This window comes from Pseudomonas fuscovaginae SE-1, assembly GCF_000364705.1.
Taxonomy (GTDB): domain Bacteria; phylum Pseudomonadota; class Gammaproteobacteria; order Pseudomonadales; family Pseudomonadaceae; genus Aquipseudomonas; species Aquipseudomonas fuscovaginae_A.
The window spans coordinates 1-20,306 of record NZ_AQOH01000181.1 but is presented as its reverse complement, the minus strand read 5'-3'; the positions used below and the strand labels follow the sequence as shown (position 1 = coordinate 20,306).

Here is a 20,306-nt window from a genome sequence, read left to right as displayed (position 1 = left end):
CTTTGTACGAAGCCAAACCAGGGGGCACTCTGCGGCGCCGCCCTATGAACACCATATTATGGTATTCCAAAAAATTCACAAGACTGATCCGTATTTCCTCACGGCATCTGATCCGTAATTCTACGTCGAAAAAAACCAATAGAATCAACTGAAAACCCCGTAAACATTGGGTAATCGTCAAGAATTCAACGTTTGTCGGCCTCCTGAAAAAGCCCTTGCAAAGACAAAATTACGGTATACCATCAGACAATAAATCAACAAAAAAGCCGCTGGCGGCGGCCGAGGTTTCTCCAATGATCGACGCAACCCTCTACAAGCAAGTCATGGGCTCGTTCCCTTCTGGTGTCACCGTGATCACCACCCTGGACGACGACGGCCAGATCGTCGGCCTGACCGCCAGTGCCTTCAGTTCGCTGTCGATGGAGCCGGCACTGGTCCTGTTCTGCCCCAACTACAGCTCCGATTCGTATCCGCACCTGATCAGGAGCAAGCGCTTCGCTATCCATGTGCTGTCCGAGGCGCAGCAGAAGGAAGCCTATGCGTTCGCCCGCAAAGGCAAGGACAAGGCGCAAGGCATCGAGTGGACCCTGAGCGAGCTGGGCAACCCGCTGCTGGGCAACGCCACGGCGATCATCGAGTGCGAGCTGTGGCGTGAATACGAGGGCGGCGACCACGCCATCATGGTCGGCGCGGTGAAGAACCTGATCGTGCCGCAACGCGAGAACGGCCCGCTGGTGTACTGCCACGGCAAGATGGGCGCCCTGCCCGCCGTGGCCTGAGCGAACGTCAATGCGGCGGTGCCAGCAGGCACCGCCCCGTTTCCCGCCTCAAGTCCGGAAGCGCCGGACCCACTGATTCAAGGTCTCCGACAACTGCGTCAGGTTCTGCGCATCCTGACTGGTGGAGTCCGCCAGGTCCGCCACCAATTGCGCATCACCGTGAATCTGGCTGATATGCCGATTGATGTCCTCGGCCACCTGGTGCTGTTCTTCGGCCGCCGTGGCGATCTGGGTGTTCATGTCGCGGATCACGTCCACCGACTCGCGGATCAGCTCAAAACTGGCCCTCGCCTCATTGATCGACACCACGGTTTCCTGGGACACCTCGAGGCTGGCGTGCATCTGCCTGCCCATCTGCTGGGTGCGACGGGCCAGGGTACCCAGCAGTTCATCGATTTCTCCGGTGGAATCGGCCGTGCGCTTGGCCAGCGCCCGTACTTCATCGGCGACCACGGCAAAGCCACGGCCCTGCTCACCGGCACGGGCGGCCTCGATCGCCGCGTTGAGCGCCAGCAGGTTGGTCTGTTCGGCAATCGAGCGGATGGTGCCGAGAATCGACTGGATGTCGTTGCTGTCCTGCGCCAGTTGTTGCATGGCCTCGGCCGACAGGCTGATCTCCTGGCTCAGCCGGTCGACCTTGTTCACCGCCGTCTCGATCTGCTTCTGCCCACTGTGGGCCTGGCGCTGGCCGCTGTCCGCCGAGTCGGCGGCCTGGTTGCAGGAGCGCGCGACCTCATTGGAGGTGGCGACCATCTCATGGAAGGCGGTCGAAACCATATCCACCGCCTCGCGCTGACGCGCGGCGACCTCGGCCATTTCCCGGGACACTTCGGTGGTACTGCCGGAGGTCGTGTGAATCTGCACGGCCGCCTCACCGATTCGCTGGATCAGGCTGCGGATCGCTTCCAGGAACTGGTTGAACCAGCCTGCCAGTTGTGCGGTTTCATCGCGCCCACGCACCTCCAGGCGCGCGGTCAGGTCACCGTCACCCTGGGCGATGCCCTCCAGGCCATTGGCCACCCCACGGATCGGGCGCACGATGAGACCGGCGAAAAACGCGCCGGCAAAGGCGAACAGCACGGCGCAGACCACCGCGATGGCGGCGATGATCCAAGTCAGGCGCGTGACGCCGGCCATCACCTCGCTTTCGCGCACCAGGCCAACGAAGCGCCAGCCCAGGGCCTCGGAAGGCTGGACGTTGGCCACGTAGCGCTCGCCCGCCAGTTCGACTTCGACCAGCCCCTGACCGGCCTTGGCGAGGGTGGTGTAACCATCGCCCAGTTGGCTGAGGTTCTTGAAGTTGTGCTCGGGCTGTTTCGGGTCCACCAGCACCTTGTCGCTGCCTTCGGTGAGCATCAGGTAGCCGCTGTCGCCCAGGCGGATCTGCTTGACCAGGTCGGTCAGTTGCTTGAGCGACACGTCGATGTTGACCACCCCGCCCTGCTCGCCCAGGCGATTGGCGAAACTGCGCACGGTGCTGACCAGCACCACGTTGTCCGCTGCCCAGTAGTAGGCGCCGGTGCGCAGGGTCTTGCCCGGTTGTGCCATGGCTGCCTGGTACCAGGGACGGCTGCGTGGGTCATAGCTGGCGAGGTTGGGATCGCCCGGCCAGAATACATAGCCGCCCTCACGGGTACCGAGGGACAGATAGCTGTAGGCTGGATGACTCTTGGCCAATTGCGCGAACAGGCGGAACACCTGCTGGTCCTGCTCGCCCATGGCGACTTTCGGTGCATCGGCATCCAGATAGCGCTTGAGCTGGCCATCCACAGTGTTCAGTTGAGGGGCCTCGGCGAGGAACTCGACGTTCTGGGTGATGCCCTCGAAAAACAGCTGCATGGCGTTCTCGACCTGGCGGATTTCCCGGCCGCTGCTGTCCAGGAACGCCTCGCGGGCCTCGTTGCGCAGGTTGAGGATGATCAGGACTGCCACGAGGATGACAGGCAAGGCGGCAATCGTGGCGAATGCCAGGGTCAGTTTCTGTTTTATGTTCATCAGGTTGCACGCCTTCCTTGTCAGGTGAGTGCGATTTGTCGGAGAGAAAGGTTTTGCGGATATTCCATATTATGGTATACCAACACCTTATCGAGGAACCAGTTCTGCTGAGCGACTCGAACCCGCTTGAACATATTCGGCAGCGCCCCGCGCGCCATCCAGGCAACAGGCCCGCAGTCGACCGGCCAACTACAAGAGACCCGAGGTAAGCGTCATGAAATTTTCCCTGTTCGTACACATGGAACGCTGGGACGAAAGCATCAGCCACCGCCAACTGTTCGAAGACCTCACCGAACTGACGCTGATGGCCGAAGCCGGTGGTTTCAGCACTGTCTGGATCGGCGAGCATCACGCGATGGAATACACCATCTCGCCCAGTCCGATGCCGCTGCTGGCCTACCTCGCGGCGCGCACCACCACCATCCATCTGGGCGCCGGGACCATCATCGCGCCGTTCTGGCACCCGCTGCGGGTTGCCGGCGAATGCGCCCTGCTCGACGTGATCAGCAACGGCCGGATGGAAGTCGGCCTGGCCCGCGGTGCCTACCAGGTCGAATTCGACCGCATGGCCGGGGGCATGCCGGCCTCCTCCGGCGGCCTGGCCCTGCGGGAAATGGTTCCGGTGGTCCGCGCCCTGTGGCAGGGCGACTACGCCCACGATGGCGAGATCTGGAAGTTCCCCACCTCCACCAGCGTGCCCAAACCGGTACAGAAGCCCAATCCGCCGATGTGGATCGCCGCCCGCGATCCGGACTCGCACAATTTCGCCGTGGCCAATGGCTGCAACGTCATGGTCACGCCGCTGATGAAGGGCGACGAGGAAGTCCTGGACCTGAAGAACAAGTTCCAGACCGCCCTGGACAACAACCCTGGCGTGCCGCGTCCACAACTGATGGTGCTGCGTCACACCCACGTGCACGCCAAGGACGATCCGGAAGGCTGGAAGGTCGGTGCCACGGCGATCAACCGGTTCTACCGGACCTTCGACGCCTGGTTCGGCAACAAAGAGGTGCCGCAGAACGGCTTCCTGGCACCGAGCCCGGAAGAGAAATTCGCCGAGCGTCCGGAGTTCGAACTGGAGAACATCCGCAAGAACACCATGATCGGTACGCCGGAAGAGATCATCTGCCGCCTGCGCTACTACCAGGAACTGGGGGTCGACGAATTCAGCTTCTGGTGTGACAACAGCCTGTCGCACGCCGAGAAGAAAAAGTCGCTGGAGCTGTTCATCCAGCACGTGGTGCCGGCGTTCCGCTGAGTCCGGTGTAGCCACCCATCTGCCGCCAACCTGCTGCGCTATGTCACACCGCCGGCCGACACGCAGGTGCTATATTGCCGTCACTCCGCCAGCGCCCCGGGCCCGGGGCGCTGGCGATCTTTTGGCTACAGACGACGGTGACGCATTCCATGAGCAATACCCTTCCCCTCGCCCGCGATATCGACGGCAAGGCCATTGCCGCCCGGGTACTCGAAGAAGTCCGTGAGGAAGTCGCAGCCCTGGCCGCGCAAGGTGTCGTGCCGTCCCTCGCGGTCCTGCTGATCGGCGACGATCCGGCCAGCCATGTCTATGTGCGCAACAAGCTGTTGCGTGCCGAGGAGGCCGGTATCCGCTCCCTGGAACATCGCCTGCCGGCCACCGCCAGCCAGGCCGAAGTCCTGCACCTGATTGCCGAACTCAACGCCGACCCGGCCGTCAACGGCATTCTGGTGCAGTTGCCGCTGCCGGCGCATATCGAGGAACAGGCGGTGATCCACGCCATCGACCCGGTCAAGGACGTGGACGGTTTTCACCGGGAAAACGTCGGCGGGCTGGTTCAGGGCGCCGAAGTGCTGACGCCCTGCACGCCGAGCGGCTGCATGCGCCTGCTGCAGGAAACCTGCGGCGACCTCGGCGGTTTGCACGCGGTAGTCATCGGTCGTTCGAACATCGTCGGCAAGCCGATGGCGACCCTGCTGCTGCAGGCCCACTGCTCGGTCAGCGTGATCCACTCGCGCAGTGTCGACGCCCCGGCCCTGTGTCGCCTGGCCGATATCGTGGTGGTCGCGGTCGGGCGAGCGCAACTGGTCGACGCCAGCTGGCTCAAGCCAGGTGCGGTGGTGATCGATGTAGGGATCAATCGCATTGAAACCGAGGCAGGCCCACGCCTGGTCGGTGATGTCGACTACGCCAGCGCGCGCACGATCGCCGGCGCGATCACGCCGGTGCCCGGTGGCGTCGGGCCGATGACCATTGCCTACCTGCTGAAAAACACCGTGATCGCCACTCACCTGCAAGGCACCCACCGGCCCCTCGCCGCAGTGGCGGGCTGATATGCCTAAATGGCGCCGGCGAATGCCCGGCGCCCGGCCTGCATCTCGGTGCGCAGCTCGCCGATGAAATTGGCGACCGACCGGACGCTGGTGAAACTGTTGATGGCGACGCCATTGAGTTGCAGATCCACGCGCCCGGACACCGGGTCGAAGATCTTGATCATCAGCGCACCGTTGCCGTTGGCGGTACAGATGCAGGACAGCGGCAGAAAACCGGACTCAATGATCTGGCACAGTTCACGTTCTGGAAGCATGACGGTCATCCCTGAAGGCGAGTTCGAGGCAGCTCTTGCCGATCCAGCCTAGACCAACCGTTGCGAAGTGCTCACGACGCAACGGTCTGGAACGCTTCCGGCTCCACTACTTTCAGAAAGTGTGAACACCGTCACACTCCCCCGCCGCCCGAATCAGCGCTTGGCCGGCAGTGCCACCAGGGCGAAAGCCTTGCGCAGGCGGGCCATCTCCTCGTCCTTGCCAACGGTGACGCGCATCCAGGTCGGCCAGTTCTCCCAGGTTCGCGCCACCCGTACCCCATGCTGTGCCAAGGCCTGGGCCACGTCCCTGGCCGGGCGACGCAGGTCGACCATGAAGAAATTGCCCTGGGCGTCGGTACAGGTGAACCCGCGGTCGCGGAACCAGGCCATGTTCTGCCCGCGGATACGGGCGTTGGTCTGCTTGCGCTCGCGCAGCAGCGCCCGGTCTTCCAGGCTGGCGATGCCACCGAGCAACGATGAGGCAGCGGCGACATTCTGCTCACCCAGCACATTCAGTTTTTCCAGCAGTGCCGGCTGACCGACGGCATACCCCAGGCGCGCGCCCGCCATGCCATAGATCTTTGAGAAGGTACGCAGCACCAGCAAATCGGGATGGTCTTTGACCAGCGGTACGCAACTGGGTGCATCGCAATAATGGATGTAAGCCTCATCGACCACCACCAGTGCACCGTCAGGTTTGTCCTTCAAGGCCCGTTCGATCCGCGCCATCGGCGTCAGCGTGCCGGTCGGGTTGTTCGGGTTGCAGATATAGATCGCCCCCAGGCTGACGTCCGCCGCGAGCATCGCCCCGATGTCATGGGCATGCCCGGCATCGAGATCGATCTCATGCACGGTCGCGCCGTGCGCCCTGGCCGCCAGCGCCGCGGCCTCATAGGTGGGCGTCGCCACCACCAGGCTGCGGCTGCCACCGGTATGGGCGAGCACCGCCTGCTGCAGGGCGACCTTGGAGCCGGCGTAGATCTCGATATGCTCCTCGGGCACCGACAGTTGCCGTGCCAGCAGATTCACCAGTTGGTACTGGAACTTGTAGGGATAGCGTCCGGACAGGGCGATCCCCTCCTCCATGGCCCGCCGCGCCGCCGCCGAAGGGCCCCAGGAACTCTCATTGAAATTGAGATAGACCTCGCTGGACGAAACCTTCGAAGCGGCGGGCAAAGTCGCCGAAAACACCCGTCCCGAGCCACTCAACAACGGCAACGCCGCCATCAACCCCACCACCGAACGACGCGTTACGTCCACCATTTACCCGATCTCCTTGATCTCCAGGCTGGATGACTTCCAGGCCACTTGTAAAAGTTCGCTATCAAGGGGGACGAAATGGGAAAAGTACGATTTATCGGTGATCCAGTATCAAAAAACCTACAAATAGTGGCATATTCAAATCATCCTTTCGGCCTCCTCGGCACGCCAGCACGATTGGGCTAGAGTCTTTATCCGAATCACCCTGATTCTTTTAATGGAGTCAGCAGATAGCTTTGTATGAAAGACAGGAGCAGTCGGAATGAGAAACAACCAGCCTGTTACACAGCGTGAAGTGTCGCTTGCCCCGCAACAGAAGCTTATCTCGACGACAGACGCTCGAGGCGTGATCACCTACTGCAATGACGCTTTCGTGGAAATCAGCGGCTTCGATCGAGCCGACCTGATCGGCGCGCCACAGAATATCGTCCGCCACCCCGATGTCCCTCCTGCCGTATTTGCCCATATGTGGGGTGCCCTCAAGCAGGGGCGCCCATGGATGGGCATCGTCAAGAACCGCTCCAGGAACGGCGACCACTACTGGGTCAACGCCTACGTGACACCGATCTTCGAGGGCAGCCAAGTGGTGGGCTACGAATCGGTCAGGGTCAAGCCGACGACCGATCAGGTCCGTCGCGCCGAGTCGTTGTACCGGCGCCTCAGCCAGGGCAAGACGGCCGTACCGCGCGAAGACACCTGGCTGCCGATGCTGCTCGACTACCTGCCTTACCTGGTACTGGGCCTGGCAGCCACCGTGAGCGGCCTGTTTCTCAGCGCGCCACTGGCGATCGCCGTGACCGTGGGCCTGTCCGTGCCGATCGCGTTGCTGTCCTCGCGCTGGCAACAACAGGGGCTGCTGCGTCTGCTGCAGTTGGTCGAGCCTTCCACCAGTGACGCGTTGCTGGCAAAAATGTACAGCGATGCACGAGGCCACCAGGCCCGCCTGGAGACCGCCCTGGTCAGCCAGGACTCGCGCCTGAAGACCTGCCTCACCCGCCTGCAGGACACCGCCGAACAGGTCAGCGAGCTGGCCGGGCAGTCCGACCTGCTGGCCACCGACAGCTCCAGGGGCCTCGAGCGCCAGCGCCTGGAAACCGAGCAGGTGTCCGCCGCGGTCAACCAGATGGCCGCGACCACTCAGGAAGTGGCCAGTCATGTCCAGCGCACCGCCGATGCCACCCAGCAGGCCAACCAGCTCACCAGCCACGGTCGCGATGTGGCCCGGGACACGCGCCAGGCCATCGAGCGCCTCTCGGCGGTGGTGGGCGAAACCGGCATGACCGTGGCGCAACTGGCCAAGGACAGCAACGAGATCGGCACCGTGGTCGACGTGATCAAGGGCATCGCCGACCAGACCAACCTGCTGGCCCTCAACGCCGCCATCGAAGCGGCCCGCGCCGGCGACATGGGACGTGGTTTCGCCGTGGTGGCCGACGAAGTTCGGCAACTGGCCCAGCGCACCTCGCAATCCACCAACCAGATCCATGAACTGATCACCAAGCTGCAGACCTCCTCCAACAATGCCGTGCAGACCATGGAAAACGGCAATCGCCAGGCCGAGGAAGGCGTGGCCTGGGTGCTCGAGGCGGACAAGGCCCTGGTGGGGATCAGCGAAGCCGTCGCCCACATCACCGACATGACCTCGCAGATTGCCACCGCCACGGAAGAACAGACCGCGGTCGCTGACGAAATCAGCCGCAATATCAGCACGATAGCCCAACTGGCCGACCAATCCTCGGAGCAGGCCATTCTCTCGACGGAACTGAGCAAGGACCTGACCAGGACCGCTTCCACGCAATACTCCCTGGTCGAGCGGTTCAACCGGTAGCCGGGTCGTCCAACGGTTGATCAGCGCCGACATTCACGCCCAGGGCTGAAGCGATACCGCCCGGCGCTGTGTTAGGTGTTCGGTCCCGGAATGAAGTGCTGCTCGGCCGCCTGGAACAGCGGGCCGCCGAGCTGGCACAACCGGGGGGTGCTCGGGAGCCAGCAGATTCCGTTCAGCGAGTTTCCCACTCGCCCTTGCCCTGCTGGAAGCGCCTCAAGCGCCTGGAGTCGAGCTTCTCTCTGCGCGAAGTGAAGACATGGCATGCATCACGCAAGCGTTGCGCCTCAAACTCGATCATCACCTGTTCCTGTCCAGGAAATCGTGCAAGCCATCTGGCCAGTGTACCCGTCTGCGAGCCAAAGGCCTCGACTGCCTGACGATTCACCCCGGCGTTTATCGCCGCCAGGACTGCGTTCTGGCACAATGACAGCATGACTTTCCCGCCCGATCCCCAGCCGATTGCCCCGCAACAGCCTGATGCGCTGGCCGGGAGGACGTGACCCATGCCCCTTGTCATCGACGACTGGCAAGCTGGCACGCTGATCGAAGCCTCGTGGGTGCGTGCCGACGCCGCGAGTTTCCCCCGCCATACCCATGACGAGTATGTGCTGGGCACCAATCTCAAGGGCACCGAACACATCTGGCTCGACGGCCGGACGCTGACCGCCAGGCCCGGCGAGATCACCCTGTACAACCCGCTGGCCATGCAGGCCTCGGCGTTTTGCCCGAGCGGGGTCGAGTATGTGAGCCTGCACCTGGATCCCGCAGGCATTTCCCGCGTGGTCAGGGACAACAACCTGGCGAACAACACCTTCGAGCAAGGCGTTTTCAGTCATCCGGGCCTGCACCAGGCCCTGCTCGACTTCGCCCGGACACCGGCCGCTCATCGCAACCGGCGGGAGGAAGCCTTCCTGTATCTGCTCTGCCAATGGCTGGAACCCCGCAATACGCGCGTGGGCGAGCAACACGCCGCCGTTTCGCTGGCCGTCGAGTACCTGCGCGACTGCCTCACCCGCAAGGCCGACCTGGATGAGCTGGCCGCGACCGTGGGCCTGAGCAAGTACCACCTGGTTCGCTGCTTCAAGAAACAGGTCGGGCTGGCGCCCTTGCAGTACCAGATGCAACTGCGGCTGATCGAGTCGCGCCGACGGCTACGGAATCGGGCCAGCGTTCTGGACGTGGCGACCGAACTGGGTTTCTATGACCAGAGCCACTTTATCAACGCCTTTCGCAAGGTGATGGGTGTCTCTCCCCAGGTGTACTCGGACGCCTTCAGGGACAGCCCGCACCCACGGCGCGAGGGCCCGCTGCGTTAGCGGCCTGTACGGTCGACTCGCACACAGGCCTAGGCAGGCTGCCCGAGGATGAACTCCTGGTACCCGGTGCCGATCACGTAGACCGCGAACCAGGCGAAGATCAATGCCGAGGCGATGTAGCTGTACCTCAGCATCCGATCGCCCAACAGCTTGCCACCGTGGCTGGCGGCCGTGCACAAGCCTGCGCTCCAGCACACACCCGCCACGAAGAAGCCGGCGAGAAACAGCGACGCGTTGGCCAGGCCGCCGGCCCCCGAGCGAGAGATGAGCGTGCCGCCCACCGCCGCGAACCAGAGAATGGCGCTGGGCGATGAGACAGCCATGAAAATGCCTCGCAGAAACGCCCTGATCGCCGAACGCTCCACCACCGGCCCGGTCTTCCGCACGCTGGCGTGACTCTGCCAGGCATTGATGATCATGCGCACCGCGAAGTAGATCAGCAGCACCGACCCGCCGATCCACAAGCTCCACTTCACCCAGGTGAACTGGAGCAGGACGGTCATGCCGACCAGGGCCAGAATCGCGTAGATCAGGTCGCCAACGCAGGTGCCCAGGCCCAGCCAGAAGCCCTGCAGAAAGCCTCGCTGCATCGCCAGGGTGATCATGGCGATGTTGGCCAGGCCGATGTCGAGACAAAGCGAAAGGCTGAGAAGAAAACCACTGGTGAACTGCACGGAAAAACCCACTCGAGCACAAACAGGACGCCGATTGAGCCATAACGTGGCAGCAGGAATATTGGAAAAAATTGCTGTTCGCCCGGTATCGGCACGCGCCAAACCGGACCGGACTGTCACGGGCACGGCGCAATGCGAGGACACAGAGGCCGCGGGTGATATTGATCGCTCGGTATTGCCTATTCCTCTCTGTCGGCTCCAAGGGTTCACGCCAGTCCCGGCGCGGACATCCCCCTGATCGGTCCCTGAATGGCAGTCCAAATGCCGAAGCCGGTTGCGCCATGTTCCGACAGGGCCCTGCTACACTGATGAGGTCGAACGGAGGATCCCGTCATGTCCGAACGAGAGCTGACCAACCTGCTGTCGCTGATGAACCAGCGCCAGGCCTGCCTGAGCAGTGCCTGCAAGGAGATAGCCGACTGGATCGACCGCCAGGGCGACATGCCCGCGGCCGGCAAGATCCGTGCGAGCCTCAAGGCGCTGGAAGCCGAGGATGCCCAGGTGCGCCAGACGCTCACCTCACTGAGCATCGATCGCCCATTGCCCCGGTTTCGCAGTTGACTGAAAACCGGGGGATGGGTCCGCGTTTTTCCGCGGCGGCATTGGACAAGCCTGGGCAAATGGCCGACGAGGCGGCTCAATCGAACGCGCCGCTGAGCACTTCGTAGATGATCCCGCTGGCAATCGACACCAGGATCAGGTCAGCCCCCGCCTGCCGCCATTCATAGCCGTCATAACGCGGCAGTTGCCCCAGCAGTCGACCGTCGAGTTTTTTGGCGATACCCGGCGGCAGTGGCTTGCCCCGGGCCAGGTTCTTGCGGATCCCCGGCGGCAATGCAGGGCCCGGGCTCCAGTAGTCACGGTAGCCGCCCAGCACGCCGAGCACCCCATTGCGGTCGATGCTGGGACCATGCGCCCGCTCACCATGGACGGACTTCCTGCCTTTTCCATGACCGTCCTGATCATCGAAGCCCTGAGAAAACTTCTTGCCATTGCCCTGGCCATTGCCCGGATCCGCCCAGGCGGAGGCAGAGCCGGCAGCCAGCACCAAGGCTGCAGTCAAGGTTGTCAGCAAGCGAATGTTGCGCATGGTCGTCCTCCCGAGAACGAAATATCTCACGACTATCAATGTAGCCGCCCCATGCGCCTGCGTCAGCGTGTCCTGCTGTCCCTCATCATCGCGGCCTTGAACTTCCTTGTCGTTCGTCGCCTAGGCTCCTCGCCGGATACGGGCCCGGCACCTTCTCAGACAGCGACCCTGGCGAAGCGGCCCCGCTCGACCAATTGAAGGTAATTGGCCAACATTTCCAGGCCTTGCTGCGTCATCAGTGACTCCGGATGAAACTGCATGCCATAGATCGGCAACGCTCGGTGTCGCAAGGCCATGATCTCTCCCGGCATGCCGTCTTCATCCAGGGCATGCGCCGTGGCGACCAACTGACTGGGCAGGACGCCAGCCACCAACGAGTGATAACGGGCCACCTGCAATCCTTCAGGCAGTCCCTCGAACAGGTCACGTCGGTCATGACTGATGCGTGAAACCTTTCCATGCAGCACCTCGCGGGCCCTACGCACCTCCCCTCCGAAAGCCGCCGTGATGCACTGATGACCCAGGCAGATGCCGAGGATGGGCAAGCGTCCCGCAAAGTGCCTGATCGCTGCCAGGGAAATACCCGCTTCGGCCGGAGAGCAAGGCCCAGGCGAGATGATCAGGGACTCTGGCGCCAACTGGTCTATTTCGGCCAGGGTGACTTCGTCATTACGACGCACATCAATATCGGCCCCCAGCATTCCCAGGTACTGCACGATGTTGTAGGTGAACGAATCGTAGTTATCGATCATTAGATGCATATGCCACCTCCTGGCGTTGGGCGAGCGACTTGCACCGGCCGGCTGCCACCCGAACCAACTGGCTTTTCTCCAGCGTTTCCTGCCACTCGCGCTCTGCCACCGAGTCCTGCACCACCCCGGCGCCAGCCTGGACGTAGAGACGAGCGCCCTGCAGCAGCCCGGTTCGAATGGCGATAGCCAGGTCCGCGCGCCCGCGCCAATCCAGATAGCCGATGGCACCGCCATAAACTCCGCGGGAATGGGGCTCCAGCTCGGCAATGATCTCAAGCGCACGCACCTTCGAGGCTCCGCTGAGCGTGCCTGCGGGAAACATGCTCTTGAGCAGTTCCAGGCCACCGACGTGCTCGGCTACCTGGCCGGTCACCGTCGAGACGATGTGCATGACATGGGAAAAATATTCCACCTTCAACAACTGGGGCACTTGCACGCTGCCAACATTGGCCAACCGGCCCAGGTCATTGCGCGACAGATCGACCAGCATCATATGCTCGGCGATTTCCTTCGGATCGGCGAGCAGTTCCTCCTTGAGCCGATTGTCTTCGTCCACCGCACCGCCCCGACGACGCGTACCCGCCATCGGCCGGGTCGTCACCCTCTGCTCTTCCTGCCGAAACAGCATTTCCGGAGATGCGCCGACCACCTGGCAGTCACCCAGGTTCAGCAAATAGCGATAGGGGGTATGACCCAGATCGGCCAGGGAGCGGTACAACGCAACGGCATCCTCCTCGAAGGGAAGACTCATGCGTTGGGACAGGACGACCTGCATCACGTCGCCCGCGGCGATATAGTCCTTGATACGTGTCACTGCCTCGACGAAGGCCGGCTGCGGGAACGCCGACTCGGCCGTGGGGACAGTGGCTTCAACCACCTGCATGCGTGGCGCGGGCGGTACGAGCAATGGACGCAGATGCGCGAGCAGCCGGTTGAGTCGCTCCTGGGCGTGCTGGTAATCGCCCAGGGTCTTCGGGCTTTCATGCACGATGCAGTAGGCCAGACGTTGACGGTGGTCCAGCACGACCAGGTCGGTACTGATCAATTGCAGTACATCAGGCAGCTGAAAACCGGAAGGTTTGCGCGGTACCCGACGTAGACGAGGCTCGATCAGCCGAGTCGTTTCGAAACCGAAGTAACCGAAGAGCCCACCACTGAACGAAGGCAGGCCGGGACACTGCGGTATATGGAAGTCCCTTTGCAACCTGGCCAGCTCCGCCAGCGGGTCGTCACAGTCGATCCTGGCGGACATCTGGCCGTCGCAGTACAGGCGCAGGACACCTTCATCGAGTTCGACCCGTTGACGGCAAGGCAGACCGATCACCGAATACGCCTGTTCGAACACGCCCTCGTGCCAGTGCCCCGTTTCGAACAGATAGTCTTGTCCGCGGTTGGCCAACCCCTGGTACAGCGAGAGTGCCTCGACCCCCGGTGGCAACGGCAGGCTCTGCCACAGCGGAACATGGGTATACCCCGCTTCGCCGTAGGCAAAAAAATCATCCAGACTCAACATCCTTGTGTCTCCTGCGAATCATGTGGCAACAGCTCAGCCAGTCATGCAACTGGAACCTGCCCCTCGGTACGGGAGGGACAGGCACAGGGCTCACTTCAATGGTGTATCGACGAACTCCGGCAGTTGTTCGATGCGCTCGGAATAGCCCGCCAACGCCGTATAGCTTTTGACATCCACCAGGTTCGATACCCTGAACTGCGTGAAACGCCAGGCTGCCGCCACCGTTACATCGGCCTGGGACAATTGCGCAGTCGCCAGCCAGGGATTGGCACGGGCTGCGGCTTGTTCCAGAAGTGCCAGGGCGGCATGCAATTGCTCGGTGACACGCGTCATCCAGGGCTCATAGTGATATTCGGCAGGCTTGTTATGCTCGTATTCGAGCTGGACAGCCTTTTCGCAAACAGCAAGCCCAAGCCCAATGAGCGAAAGTACCCTTTTATGCTGTTTCGGGTCTTTCGGCATCAAACTGCGCTCTGCTCCGACCAGCGACTCCAGATGATCCAGGATCATCGATGAGTCCATGATCATTTCACCATCATCGCAAATCAGCGTAGGTGCCTTGACCACCGGATTGATGGAGCGAAACTCATCAGTATCGCGAAACACCGAAATCTGCCGATGCTCATGCTGCAGCCCCATCAGTCGCAACGAGATTGCCACGCGCCGAACATAAGGCGATCCCATCATGCCAACAAGTTTCATAACTTTCTCCTAAAGTTTCATTCGTCCATTTCATCCAGCATCTCACCCGCCATTCGTCATAGGCGAACAAAGAGCGAAAACTTCACAAACAGGATTACCACCAGAAACTATGTATCAATTCTCGAAAACTCGACCCTGGCCCCGTAGAACAGAGAGGCTCGCGCTGAAACCGTCTCAACATCTCCTGTGGTAAGGAACCTGTTGCGGCCCGTCCTGACATTGGAGAACCGAGGATTTTCCTTGAGAAAACCAACCAGACTCCGCGCGCAGGCATTGGCCTGCGAGATTATGCGTAACGATTCCGGCAGTTCCGTTCGCCAGATATGCTCAACTATCGGATAATGCGTACATCCCAATATGCAGGCATCTGGAACTTCCGGGATGGTATCCAGGAGCGCCCTGACGTTCTTGCGGATCTCAGCCCGTAAAATATCCTCGGGGGCGTCCTGCTCGATAAGCAAGGCAAGTCCATGGCAGGCCTGCTGGTACACTTCTACAGCAGGGTTGCCCTTGAGGATTTCCATGACAAAGACATTTGACTGGATGGTGTGCTGAGTGGCAAAAACGGCGACTCGCCGCACAGGGCTGGCAGGCCGCTCACTCCGGCAAGCCCCAGTGACTTCCTCGGCAACAGGGACGACCACCCCGATCACCTTGCGACCAGGATACGCACTTGGAAGCCACGCTTGCTGCAATGGCCGAAGACTGGTTGCCACCGCTGTATTGCAGGCGATGACTACCAGTGAACAGCCATGCCTGAAGAGTCGAGTCACGGCGGCCTGTGTCAGGTCATGGATATCACCGGATGAATCATTTCCATAGGGCGCATTTCCATGATCCCCCAGATAGACAAACTCTTCATCCGGCAAGACGGACTCAAAGGCACGCATCACCGTCAACCCACCACTACCGAAATCAAATACGCCGATCAAGTCGAACCTCACTTAAATGTCCGCAGCAGCAAGCCCTCACCGCAATCTAGATCGTTGCTGCGATTGCGACAGCAACACCAATATATAAAAATCCCGTCACCACGCTCATTTGCCGCTTTGTTCGAAAGATCTTCGCCGCATGCCGAGCCATCAGCATGTACATGGAATAGATCGATGTGGAGATGACTATCGCCGTCGCAACCAATACCATGCATTGCGGGAGATATGGCAAAGCCTTATCTATAAAAGTCGGAAACAATATTATATTTGTCAATATCCCCTTGGGATTCGTGAAAGAGACAATCACGGCGCCGGTAAACATTTGCAGAGGCGTCCGTTTGCTTGATGTGGCCACCATTACCTGGGAGTGCGAGCGCAACGACTTCAACGCCAGGTAGAGCAGATATGCCACTCCAATCCATTTCAACCAGAATAAAATGTCAGGATTATTGCTTACGATTATGCCAAGCCCCGAGAGGACAATAACGGCATGTCCCCCACTCGCCAATCCGAAACCGATAGCACCGGGGAACGATTCCTTGAAACCGTGATCCAGTGCCTGTGCCATGGAGAAGGCAACATTCGGCCCCGGCAGGATCGCCGCTGAAAGAAATACGACGCAAAACAATAACCAAAGTTGCAAGTCCATGCCGCACTATCCCCGCATAGGTTCCGAACGGCGAAAAGCCGCCAGCCAACTGAAATGATGCGTCGGGTTCGAAACCTGGCCACTCGATGATTTAGTTAAGCGATCCAACCCATTTGGGAAGAAACGCCTTGATCCAGGTCGCCACTGCCGAGTCGTATCGATGCCAGCCCGCAAGATGTTCGGATGCGGGCCTCGTACCGGGCGCCTTGAGTCGTTCGGTACCACGCATTGCCCAACGATCAATCGTTTCGTAGGTCACTTCGGGGTGAAATTGCAGAGCGTAGGCGTTACCGGCATACCGGTAGGCCTGAACGGGAAAGGTCGAACCTTCGGCGAGCAGCGCGGCCCCCTTCGGCAAGTCGAAGCCTTCGCTGTGCCATTGATAGACATAGTCGGGAAACGGTGCACAGGCGCTCGCAGTTATCTCGTGGGCGGCGGCAAGGGGTGTTATCGGATAGTAGCCGGCCTCCGTTACTCCATCCTCGAGTCGGTAGACACGTGCCCCCAAATGCCGAGTCAGCATCTGCGCGCCGAGACAAAGACCCAGCAGCGGTTTTCCTTCCTCAAGCGGCTTGGCCAACCAGTTGATTTCTTCGCGGATATATTCGTCGCTGTCGTTGGCGCTCATCGGACCGCCGAAAATGACCACGCCTTCATGTTCCCGCATACTCTGCGGAAGAGGATCACCAAATCGCGGCCTGCGGATATCGAGCTCGAAACCCAGTTGACGCAGCAGGCAGCCCACCCGGCCAGGCGTAGATTGCTCCTGATGCAGGATAATCAGGATCTTCCCTATTTGATCCATTGCACAACTCCATATTCCCGGTCGATCAACTCAATCTTGGCTTGACTCAAATCGCAGCGGCGAATGGAGGACTACCCACCCATAGTTCCGCAAAGTTCCGCGCAGCCGCGCCAGATCCCAGAATACGATCAAGTTCAGCTGTCTGAAGTCGCCTGTGGAAATCGGAGTTGTCATCGAAACGATGGAGCAACATGGCCATCCAATGGGAAAACTGCACATCCCGCCACACCTCCTTCAAGGCGATATCGGAGTAGGACAGCAGCAGGTCATCCTTGTCCCTGGCGTAAAACTGCTCGAAAGCGCGAGCAAGGATATTGGCATCGGAGACAGCGAGGTTAAGGCCCTTGGCAGCGGAAGGTGGCACGATGTGAGCAGCATCTCCCGCCAGGAACAACCTGCCCTTTTGCATTTTTTCGGCAACAAAACTCCTGAGCTGCACAATGTTCCTTTCGATTATCTCCCCGCCATTGACCTTCTCGGGCCTCCCTTCGATGCGTGACCGCAGGACATCCCAGATCCGCTCAGCAGGCCACTGGTCGACGTCTTCGGCCGGGGAGCACTGCAGATAGATCCTTGAAATATTTGGCGTACGCATGGTGAACAAGGCGAGGCCCGTTTCATGGCTGGAAAAGATCACATCCCGTGAAATGGGTGACATCTCGGCAAGAACCGCCAGCCAGACAAAAGGATAGGTGTGCGAATGACAGGTCAGCCCATCAGCGATATGTGGACGGCAAATACCATGAAAACCGTCGCAACCCACGACGAAGTCACACTCCAATGTCTGTTGTGTACCGCCCTGCCGAAAAGAAACCGAGGGCGCATTTCCATCGGTATCGTGAACCTGGACATCCGCAGCATCAAACAGCAGGGGGTAGTCCGTTTTCAAGCGTGCCGCAATCAGGTCCTTGATGATTTCCTGTTGACCATAAATGGTTACCGTGTGCCCGGTGAGCGCCTGGAAATCCAGTTCACGCGTCGCCCCCTCGTAATGGAACTGCAGCGCGGAATGTATCATGCCCTCGGCATGAAGCCTCGCCCCGACACCACTCTCGGTCAGAACCCGTACCGTGGCGGGGGTGATCTGTCCGGCGCGGCTACGGCCTTCAACATAGTTTCTCGAGCGACTCTCAACAATCACATTGCTTATATTCATAAGAGAAAGAAGCTGCCCCAGCATCAATCCGGCCGGACCTGCTCCAATGATTGCAACCTTTGTCCGCATGGGTTTGTCCCTCTGAGTTATAAGGTTTGAAGAGAATTTGGCGATAGCTACTGGTCACGTGGTCATGTTCAGTACCTCATCAGCCTTCGCCAGATATTTTGTGCAGCCGGCCGTGAAACGGCCGCTGGTTGTTCTACCCGCTTCCCGGGTCGAAGATCATCGTCTTTTCGAAATCAAACCACTCATGTATTGATTCAGGTCGCGCAGGTCCTTGATGCTCCAGGCGTGTGGAGGTATGCGCACGCGATTCTCCTGCAAGGTTTTTGGAATCAAGTCCCCACTTGGGCGAAGGATTACCGAGGAGACGATAACGCCTGGGTACTCATTCAGTCGTTTCCGGAAGGCAGGGGTTGTCAGGTCAGGTGTAGGTGGATTGCTTTTATTGGCCAGTGGCCCTGTGCCCTTGATATCCGGCCCGTGGCATACGGCACATCGCTGCAGATACAGGTTTTTCCCATTGAGATTTTCCGCAAGGGATGGCGAACTTTGAGCCAGGGACAAGATCCCGAGCAAAGCGATGAATGATATTTTCATTTCCCTACAGCCTTTTTATCAGTCAGATCCAAATCAGCAATAAAACCCGGAGCCCCACTTCACTAGCAACTCCCTCGACAAGCCTTTAAGCGAAATGGCTCACCAACCCTATATTCGATAGATATGATCGATCATGTAAAAACAATATTACCGATTGATTGCAAAAACACTCGACAGGCGGACTTTTTGGCAGACAGATATTCATGTTTCCAGAAAAAATGCACGACACACCACTACGCACATGATCACGAGGATATGTCGCAGGTGAATTTCCTATATCGATCTATATTCAGTCAGTGAAGAACTGTCAGCCATTATCAGCACGGCATTCAGCCAGGTCTGATAACGCACGAAGTGTTTGGTGAGAAGAGGAAAGTGAAGGAGGAGACGTATTTACAGCCATAGTATCAAACATGCCAATCCCTTGAGCATTTATAATTTTATTGGTTGCAATGAGCACTATCCTTACTCATGAAACATACTTTTACAGTTGTTTCTAGATATGTCAACACTAAAAATTAAATTGACAAGACGCCTTCCTGGACAGCAATGACCCCATCAGGCCCTATCAACCCGGGATTCAGTGCCCGTCCCTCGCAGATGGGCAAGCAGGCTTCGCATCGGCGCCGTCAATTGCCCCCATTCCCGATAGCACAGGCAGAGCCGTCGCCGGGCCCAATCATCGGTCAAGGCAAGCATCCGAAGGGGATACCGCCGTTTGTAACGTCTGGCGATATCCTGGGGCACAATCGCGACACCTACACCATGGGCAACCATTTCGCACAAGCCTTCGAAGGTCTTCATGCGAACCCTGAGATGGAGAGGCCTACACGCCGCCTGCGCATGGTCGTTGAGGTGATCCTGCAGAGCATTGCCAGGGGACAGGCCGACGAAAGGCAGATCCAATACCTGCTGGAACGTCACGCTGTCGCCCGACAGGACAGGCTGCCCGGCTCCCACGATCAGGACCAGATGATCCTTCGCCACGGCCTGCAAGTGCAGGTCCCCCGCGTCAACGGCATCCGAGACGACACCGGCCTCGACCAACCCGGCGGCCACCGCAGTGACGATGTCGACGCTGGTGCGCTCCCTGAGTTCGAGACGTAACCTGGGACGCTCGGCCAGCCAGGGCGCCAGACGGTTCGGCAGGAACTCCGTGAGCGCGGCGGTGTTGGCATAGAGGTGAAGCGTTCCTCGGACGCCGATGGCAAAGTCCTGCAGTTCCCCCTTCAGCATCTCCTGCTGCCGAAGCATCAGGCGGGCGTGATGCGCGAGCACTTCGCCTGCCTCGGTGGTCACCACCCCGCGCGGGCGGCGGCTCAACAAGGCCACGCCGGCGGCGCTTTCGATACTGCGCAATCGTTCACTGGCCGAGGCCAGGGCAAGATTCGCCCGGGCTGCGCCGGCGGTAATGCTGCCGGCGTCCGCCACACACAGAAACAACTGCAGGTCCGCCAGGTCGAAACGCATGGACAACCTCGATCCTGCCTTCGGTTCGTCCGAAGGCTTTGCTGATATTTCCGCATTGTGCAGCGTTGCGCCAGAGGCTTCAATTCAGCCCTGTTCCCGCTTCGAACCGGACCGCTCATGCACGATCACACGCTGTACATTCTTCTGTTGGCCGGCACCTTTCTGGCTGCCGGCCTGGTCAAAGGCGTTACCGGCATGGGGCTGCCAACGGTGGCCAT

21 protein-coding genes are annotated in these 20,306 nt (G+C 60.1%); 6 read left to right on the top strand and 15 right to left on the bottom strand.

Features of this window, described 5'->3' with window-relative positions:
* Positions 1-293 precede the first annotated feature (293 nt).
* Positions 294-779 carry a flavin reductase family protein gene (locus K675_RS0116715; RefSeq protein ID WP_017904644.1) on the top strand — a complete coding sequence of 162 codons (486 nt, stop codon included), beginning with the start codon at positions 294-296 and terminating at the stop codon, positions 777-779.
* A 48-nt stretch (positions 780-827) separates the two neighbouring features.
* On the opposite strand, the gene K675_RS0116710 is transcribed toward K675_RS0116715, so the two are convergent.
* Positions 828-2,774, bottom strand: a complete 1,947-nt coding sequence (locus tag K675_RS0116710; protein ID WP_017904643.1) for a methyl-accepting chemotaxis protein — start codon at positions 2,772-2,774, stop codon at positions 828-830.
* A 214-nt stretch (positions 2,775-2,988) separates the two neighbouring features.
* On the opposite strand from K675_RS0116710, the gene K675_RS0116705 reads away from it, so the two are divergent.
* Positions 2,989-4,032, top strand: a complete 1,044-nt coding sequence (locus tag K675_RS0116705; protein ID WP_017904642.1) for an LLM class flavin-dependent oxidoreductase — start codon at positions 2,989-2,991, stop codon at positions 4,030-4,032.
* Between the two features lie 149 nt (positions 4,033-4,181).
* The gene (locus tag K675_RS0116700) at positions 4,182-5,084 is read left to right on the top strand and encodes a bifunctional 5,10-methylenetetrahydrofolate dehydrogenase/5,10-methenyltetrahydrofolate cyclohydrolase (RefSeq protein WP_017904641.1); all 903 of its coding nucleotides are present in this window, start codon (positions 4,182-4,184) and stop codon (positions 5,082-5,084) included.
* A 5-nt stretch (positions 5,085-5,089) separates the two neighbouring features.
* On the opposite strand, the gene K675_RS0116695 is transcribed toward K675_RS0116700, so the two are convergent.
* Both K675_RS0116695 and K675_RS0116690 read right to left on the bottom strand, forming a co-directional pair.
* The gene (locus tag K675_RS0116695; RefSeq protein WP_026145268.1) at positions 5,090-5,338 is read right to left on the bottom strand and encodes a DUF1652 domain-containing protein; all 249 of its coding nucleotides are present in this window, start codon (positions 5,336-5,338) and stop codon (positions 5,090-5,092) included.
* 153 nt (positions 5,339-5,491) lie between these two features.
* Positions 5,492-6,601 (bottom strand): pyridoxal phosphate-dependent aminotransferase, encoded by a 1,110-nt coding sequence (locus tag K675_RS0116690; RefSeq protein WP_017904639.1) that lies wholly within the window; start codon positions 6,599-6,601, stop codon positions 5,492-5,494.
* 259 nt (positions 6,602-6,860) lie between these two features.
* Here K675_RS0116690 and K675_RS0116685 point away from each other — a divergent pair, with 259 nt between their 5' ends.
* Complete coding sequence (locus K675_RS0116685; protein WP_026145267.1) at positions 6,861-8,426, top strand: methyl-accepting chemotaxis protein; 1,566 nt, start codon at positions 6,861-6,863, stop codon at positions 8,424-8,426.
* 172 nt (positions 8,427-8,598) lie between these two features.
* Here the strand turns inward: K675_RS0116685 and K675_RS33910 are convergent, their stop codons facing one another.
* On the bottom strand, positions 8,599-8,724 hold the full coding sequence (locus K675_RS33910) for a hypothetical protein (protein WP_269745393.1): 126 nt from the start codon (positions 8,722-8,724) through the stop codon (positions 8,599-8,601).
* A 205-nt stretch (positions 8,725-8,929) separates the two neighbouring features.
* On the opposite strand from K675_RS33910, the gene K675_RS0116675 reads away from it, so the two are divergent.
* Positions 8,930-9,742, top strand: coding sequence for an AraC family transcriptional regulator (locus K675_RS0116675; RefSeq protein WP_017904636.1), 813 nt, complete (start codon positions 8,930-8,932; stop codon positions 9,740-9,742).
* A gap of 29 nt (positions 9,743-9,771) precedes the next feature.
* On the opposite strand, the gene K675_RS0116670 is transcribed toward K675_RS0116675, so the two are convergent.
* Complete coding sequence (locus K675_RS0116670) at positions 9,772-10,416, bottom strand: LysE family translocator (protein WP_020481062.1); 645 nt, start codon at positions 10,414-10,416, stop codon at positions 9,772-9,774.
* Between the two features lie 333 nt (positions 10,417-10,749).
* Between K675_RS0116670 and K675_RS0116665 the strand changes: the two genes are divergently transcribed.
* Positions 10,750-10,977 (top strand): hypothetical protein, encoded by a 228-nt coding sequence (locus K675_RS0116665; protein WP_017904634.1) that lies wholly within the window; start codon positions 10,750-10,752, stop codon positions 10,975-10,977.
* Between the two features lie 76 nt (positions 10,978-11,053).
* Here K675_RS0116665 and K675_RS0116660 read toward each other — a convergent pair whose 3' ends face one another.
* From K675_RS0116660 to K675_RS0116620, 10 genes are all read right to left on the bottom strand, one after another.
* A complete protein-coding gene (locus K675_RS0116660; RefSeq protein ID WP_017904633.1) occupies positions 11,054-11,506 on the bottom strand; it encodes an anti-virulence regulator CigR family protein in 453 nt (150 codons plus the stop codon).
* 155 nt (positions 11,507-11,661) lie between these two features.
* The gene (locus tag K675_RS0116655; protein ID WP_026145266.1) at positions 11,662-12,267 is read right to left on the bottom strand and encodes an anthranilate synthase component II; all 606 of its coding nucleotides are present in this window, start codon (positions 12,265-12,267) and stop codon (positions 11,662-11,664) included.
* Positions 12,248-13,771: an anthranilate synthase component I gene (locus tag K675_RS30890; protein WP_017904631.1), complete on the bottom strand. Its 1,524-nt coding sequence runs from the start codon at positions 13,769-13,771 to the stop codon at positions 12,248-12,250. The genes K675_RS0116655 and K675_RS30890 overlap by 20 nt, the downstream gene beginning before the upstream one ends.
* A 90-nt stretch (positions 13,772-13,861) precedes the next feature.
* A complete protein-coding gene (locus tag K675_RS0116645) occupies positions 13,862-14,473 on the bottom strand; it encodes a glutathione S-transferase family protein (RefSeq protein ID WP_017904630.1) in 612 nt (203 codons plus the stop codon).
* Between the two features lie 107 nt (positions 14,474-14,580).
* On the bottom strand, positions 14,581-15,405 hold the full coding sequence (locus K675_RS0116640) for a glutamate racemase (protein WP_017904629.1): 825 nt from the start codon (positions 15,403-15,405) through the stop codon (positions 14,581-14,583).
* Between the two features lie 46 nt (positions 15,406-15,451).
* A complete protein-coding gene (locus tag K675_RS0116635; RefSeq protein WP_017904628.1) occupies positions 15,452-16,054 on the bottom strand; it encodes a LysE family translocator in 603 nt (200 codons plus the stop codon).
* Between the two features lie 91 nt (positions 16,055-16,145).
* Positions 16,146-16,859, bottom strand: coding sequence for a glutamine amidotransferase (locus K675_RS0116630; RefSeq protein ID WP_017904627.1), 714 nt, complete (start codon positions 16,857-16,859; stop codon positions 16,146-16,148).
* A 46-nt stretch (positions 16,860-16,905) separates the two neighbouring features.
* On the bottom strand, positions 16,906-18,084 hold the full coding sequence (locus tag K675_RS0116625) for a 4-hydroxybenzoate 3-monooxygenase (RefSeq protein WP_017904626.1): 1,179 nt from the start codon (positions 18,082-18,084) through the stop codon (positions 16,906-16,908).
* Positions 18,085-18,240: 156 nt separating this feature from the next.
* Positions 18,241-18,618, bottom strand: coding sequence for a c-type cytochrome (locus K675_RS32370; RefSeq protein ID WP_080635361.1), 378 nt, complete (start codon positions 18,616-18,618; stop codon positions 18,241-18,243).
* A 558-nt stretch (positions 18,619-19,176) separates the two neighbouring features.
* On the bottom strand, positions 19,177-20,088 hold the full coding sequence (locus K675_RS0116620; protein WP_017904625.1) for a LysR substrate-binding domain-containing protein: 912 nt from the start codon (positions 20,086-20,088) through the stop codon (positions 19,177-19,179).
* Positions 20,089-20,306 lie beyond the last annotated feature (218 nt).

Coding starts and splice junctions, on each gene's coding strand:
- K675_RS0116665 (WP_017904634.1), top strand. CDS start 10,750: ATGTCCGAACGAGAGCTGACCAACCTGCTGTCGCTGATGAACCAGCGC.
- K675_RS0116700 (WP_017904641.1), top strand. CDS start 4,182: ATGAGCAATACCCTTCCCCTCGCCCGCGATATCGACGGCAAGGCCATT.
- K675_RS0116635 (WP_017904628.1), bottom strand. CDS start 16,054: ATGGACTTGCAACTTTGGTTATTGTTTTGCGTCGTATTTCTTTCAGCG.
- K675_RS0116620 (WP_017904625.1), bottom strand. CDS start 20,088: ATGCGTTTCGACCTGGCGGACCTGCAGTTGTTTCTGTGTGTGGCGGAC.
- K675_RS0116655 (WP_026145266.1), bottom strand. CDS start 12,267: ATGCATCTAATGATCGATAACTACGATTCGTTCACCTACAACATCGTG.
- K675_RS0116690 (WP_017904639.1), bottom strand. CDS start 6,601: ATGGTGGACGTAACGCGTCGTTCGGTGGTGGGGTTGATGGCGGCGTTG.
- K675_RS30890 (WP_017904631.1), bottom strand. CDS start 13,771: ATGTTGAGTCTGGATGATTTTTTTGCCTACGGCGAAGCGGGGTATACC.
- K675_RS0116625 (WP_017904626.1), bottom strand. CDS start 18,084: ATGCGGACAAAGGTTGCAATCATTGGAGCAGGTCCGGCCGGATTGATG.
- K675_RS0116695 (WP_026145268.1), bottom strand. CDS start 5,338: ATGCTTCCAGAACGTGAACTGTGCCAGATCATTGAGTCCGGTTTTCTG.
- K675_RS0116715 (WP_017904644.1), top strand. CDS start 294: ATGATCGACGCAACCCTCTACAAGCAAGTCATGGGCTCGTTCCCTTCT.
- K675_RS0116685 (WP_026145267.1), top strand. CDS start 6,861: ATGAGAAACAACCAGCCTGTTACACAGCGTGAAGTGTCGCTTGCCCCG.
- K675_RS33910 (WP_269745393.1), bottom strand. CDS start 8,724: ATGATCGAGTTTGAGGCGCAACGCTTGCGTGATGCATGCCATGTCTTC.
- K675_RS0116675 (WP_017904636.1), top strand. CDS start 8,930: ATGCCCCTTGTCATCGACGACTGGCAAGCTGGCACGCTGATCGAAGCC.
- K675_RS0116630 (WP_017904627.1), bottom strand. CDS start 16,859: ATGGATCAAATAGGGAAGATCCTGATTATCCTGCATCAGGAGCAATCT.
- K675_RS0116660 (WP_017904633.1), bottom strand. CDS start 11,506: ATGCGCAACATTCGCTTGCTGACAACCTTGACTGCAGCCTTGGTGCTG.
- K675_RS32370 (WP_080635361.1), bottom strand. CDS start 18,618: ATGAAAATATCATTCATCGCTTTGCTCGGGATCTTGTCCCTGGCTCAA.
- K675_RS0116710 (WP_017904643.1), bottom strand. CDS start 2,774: ATGAACATAAAACAGAAACTGACCCTGGCATTCGCCACGATTGCCGCC.
- K675_RS0116645 (WP_017904630.1), bottom strand. CDS start 14,473: ATGAAACTTGTTGGCATGATGGGATCGCCTTATGTTCGGCGCGTGGCA.
- K675_RS0116705 (WP_017904642.1), top strand. CDS start 2,989: ATGAAATTTTCCCTGTTCGTACACATGGAACGCTGGGACGAAAGCATC.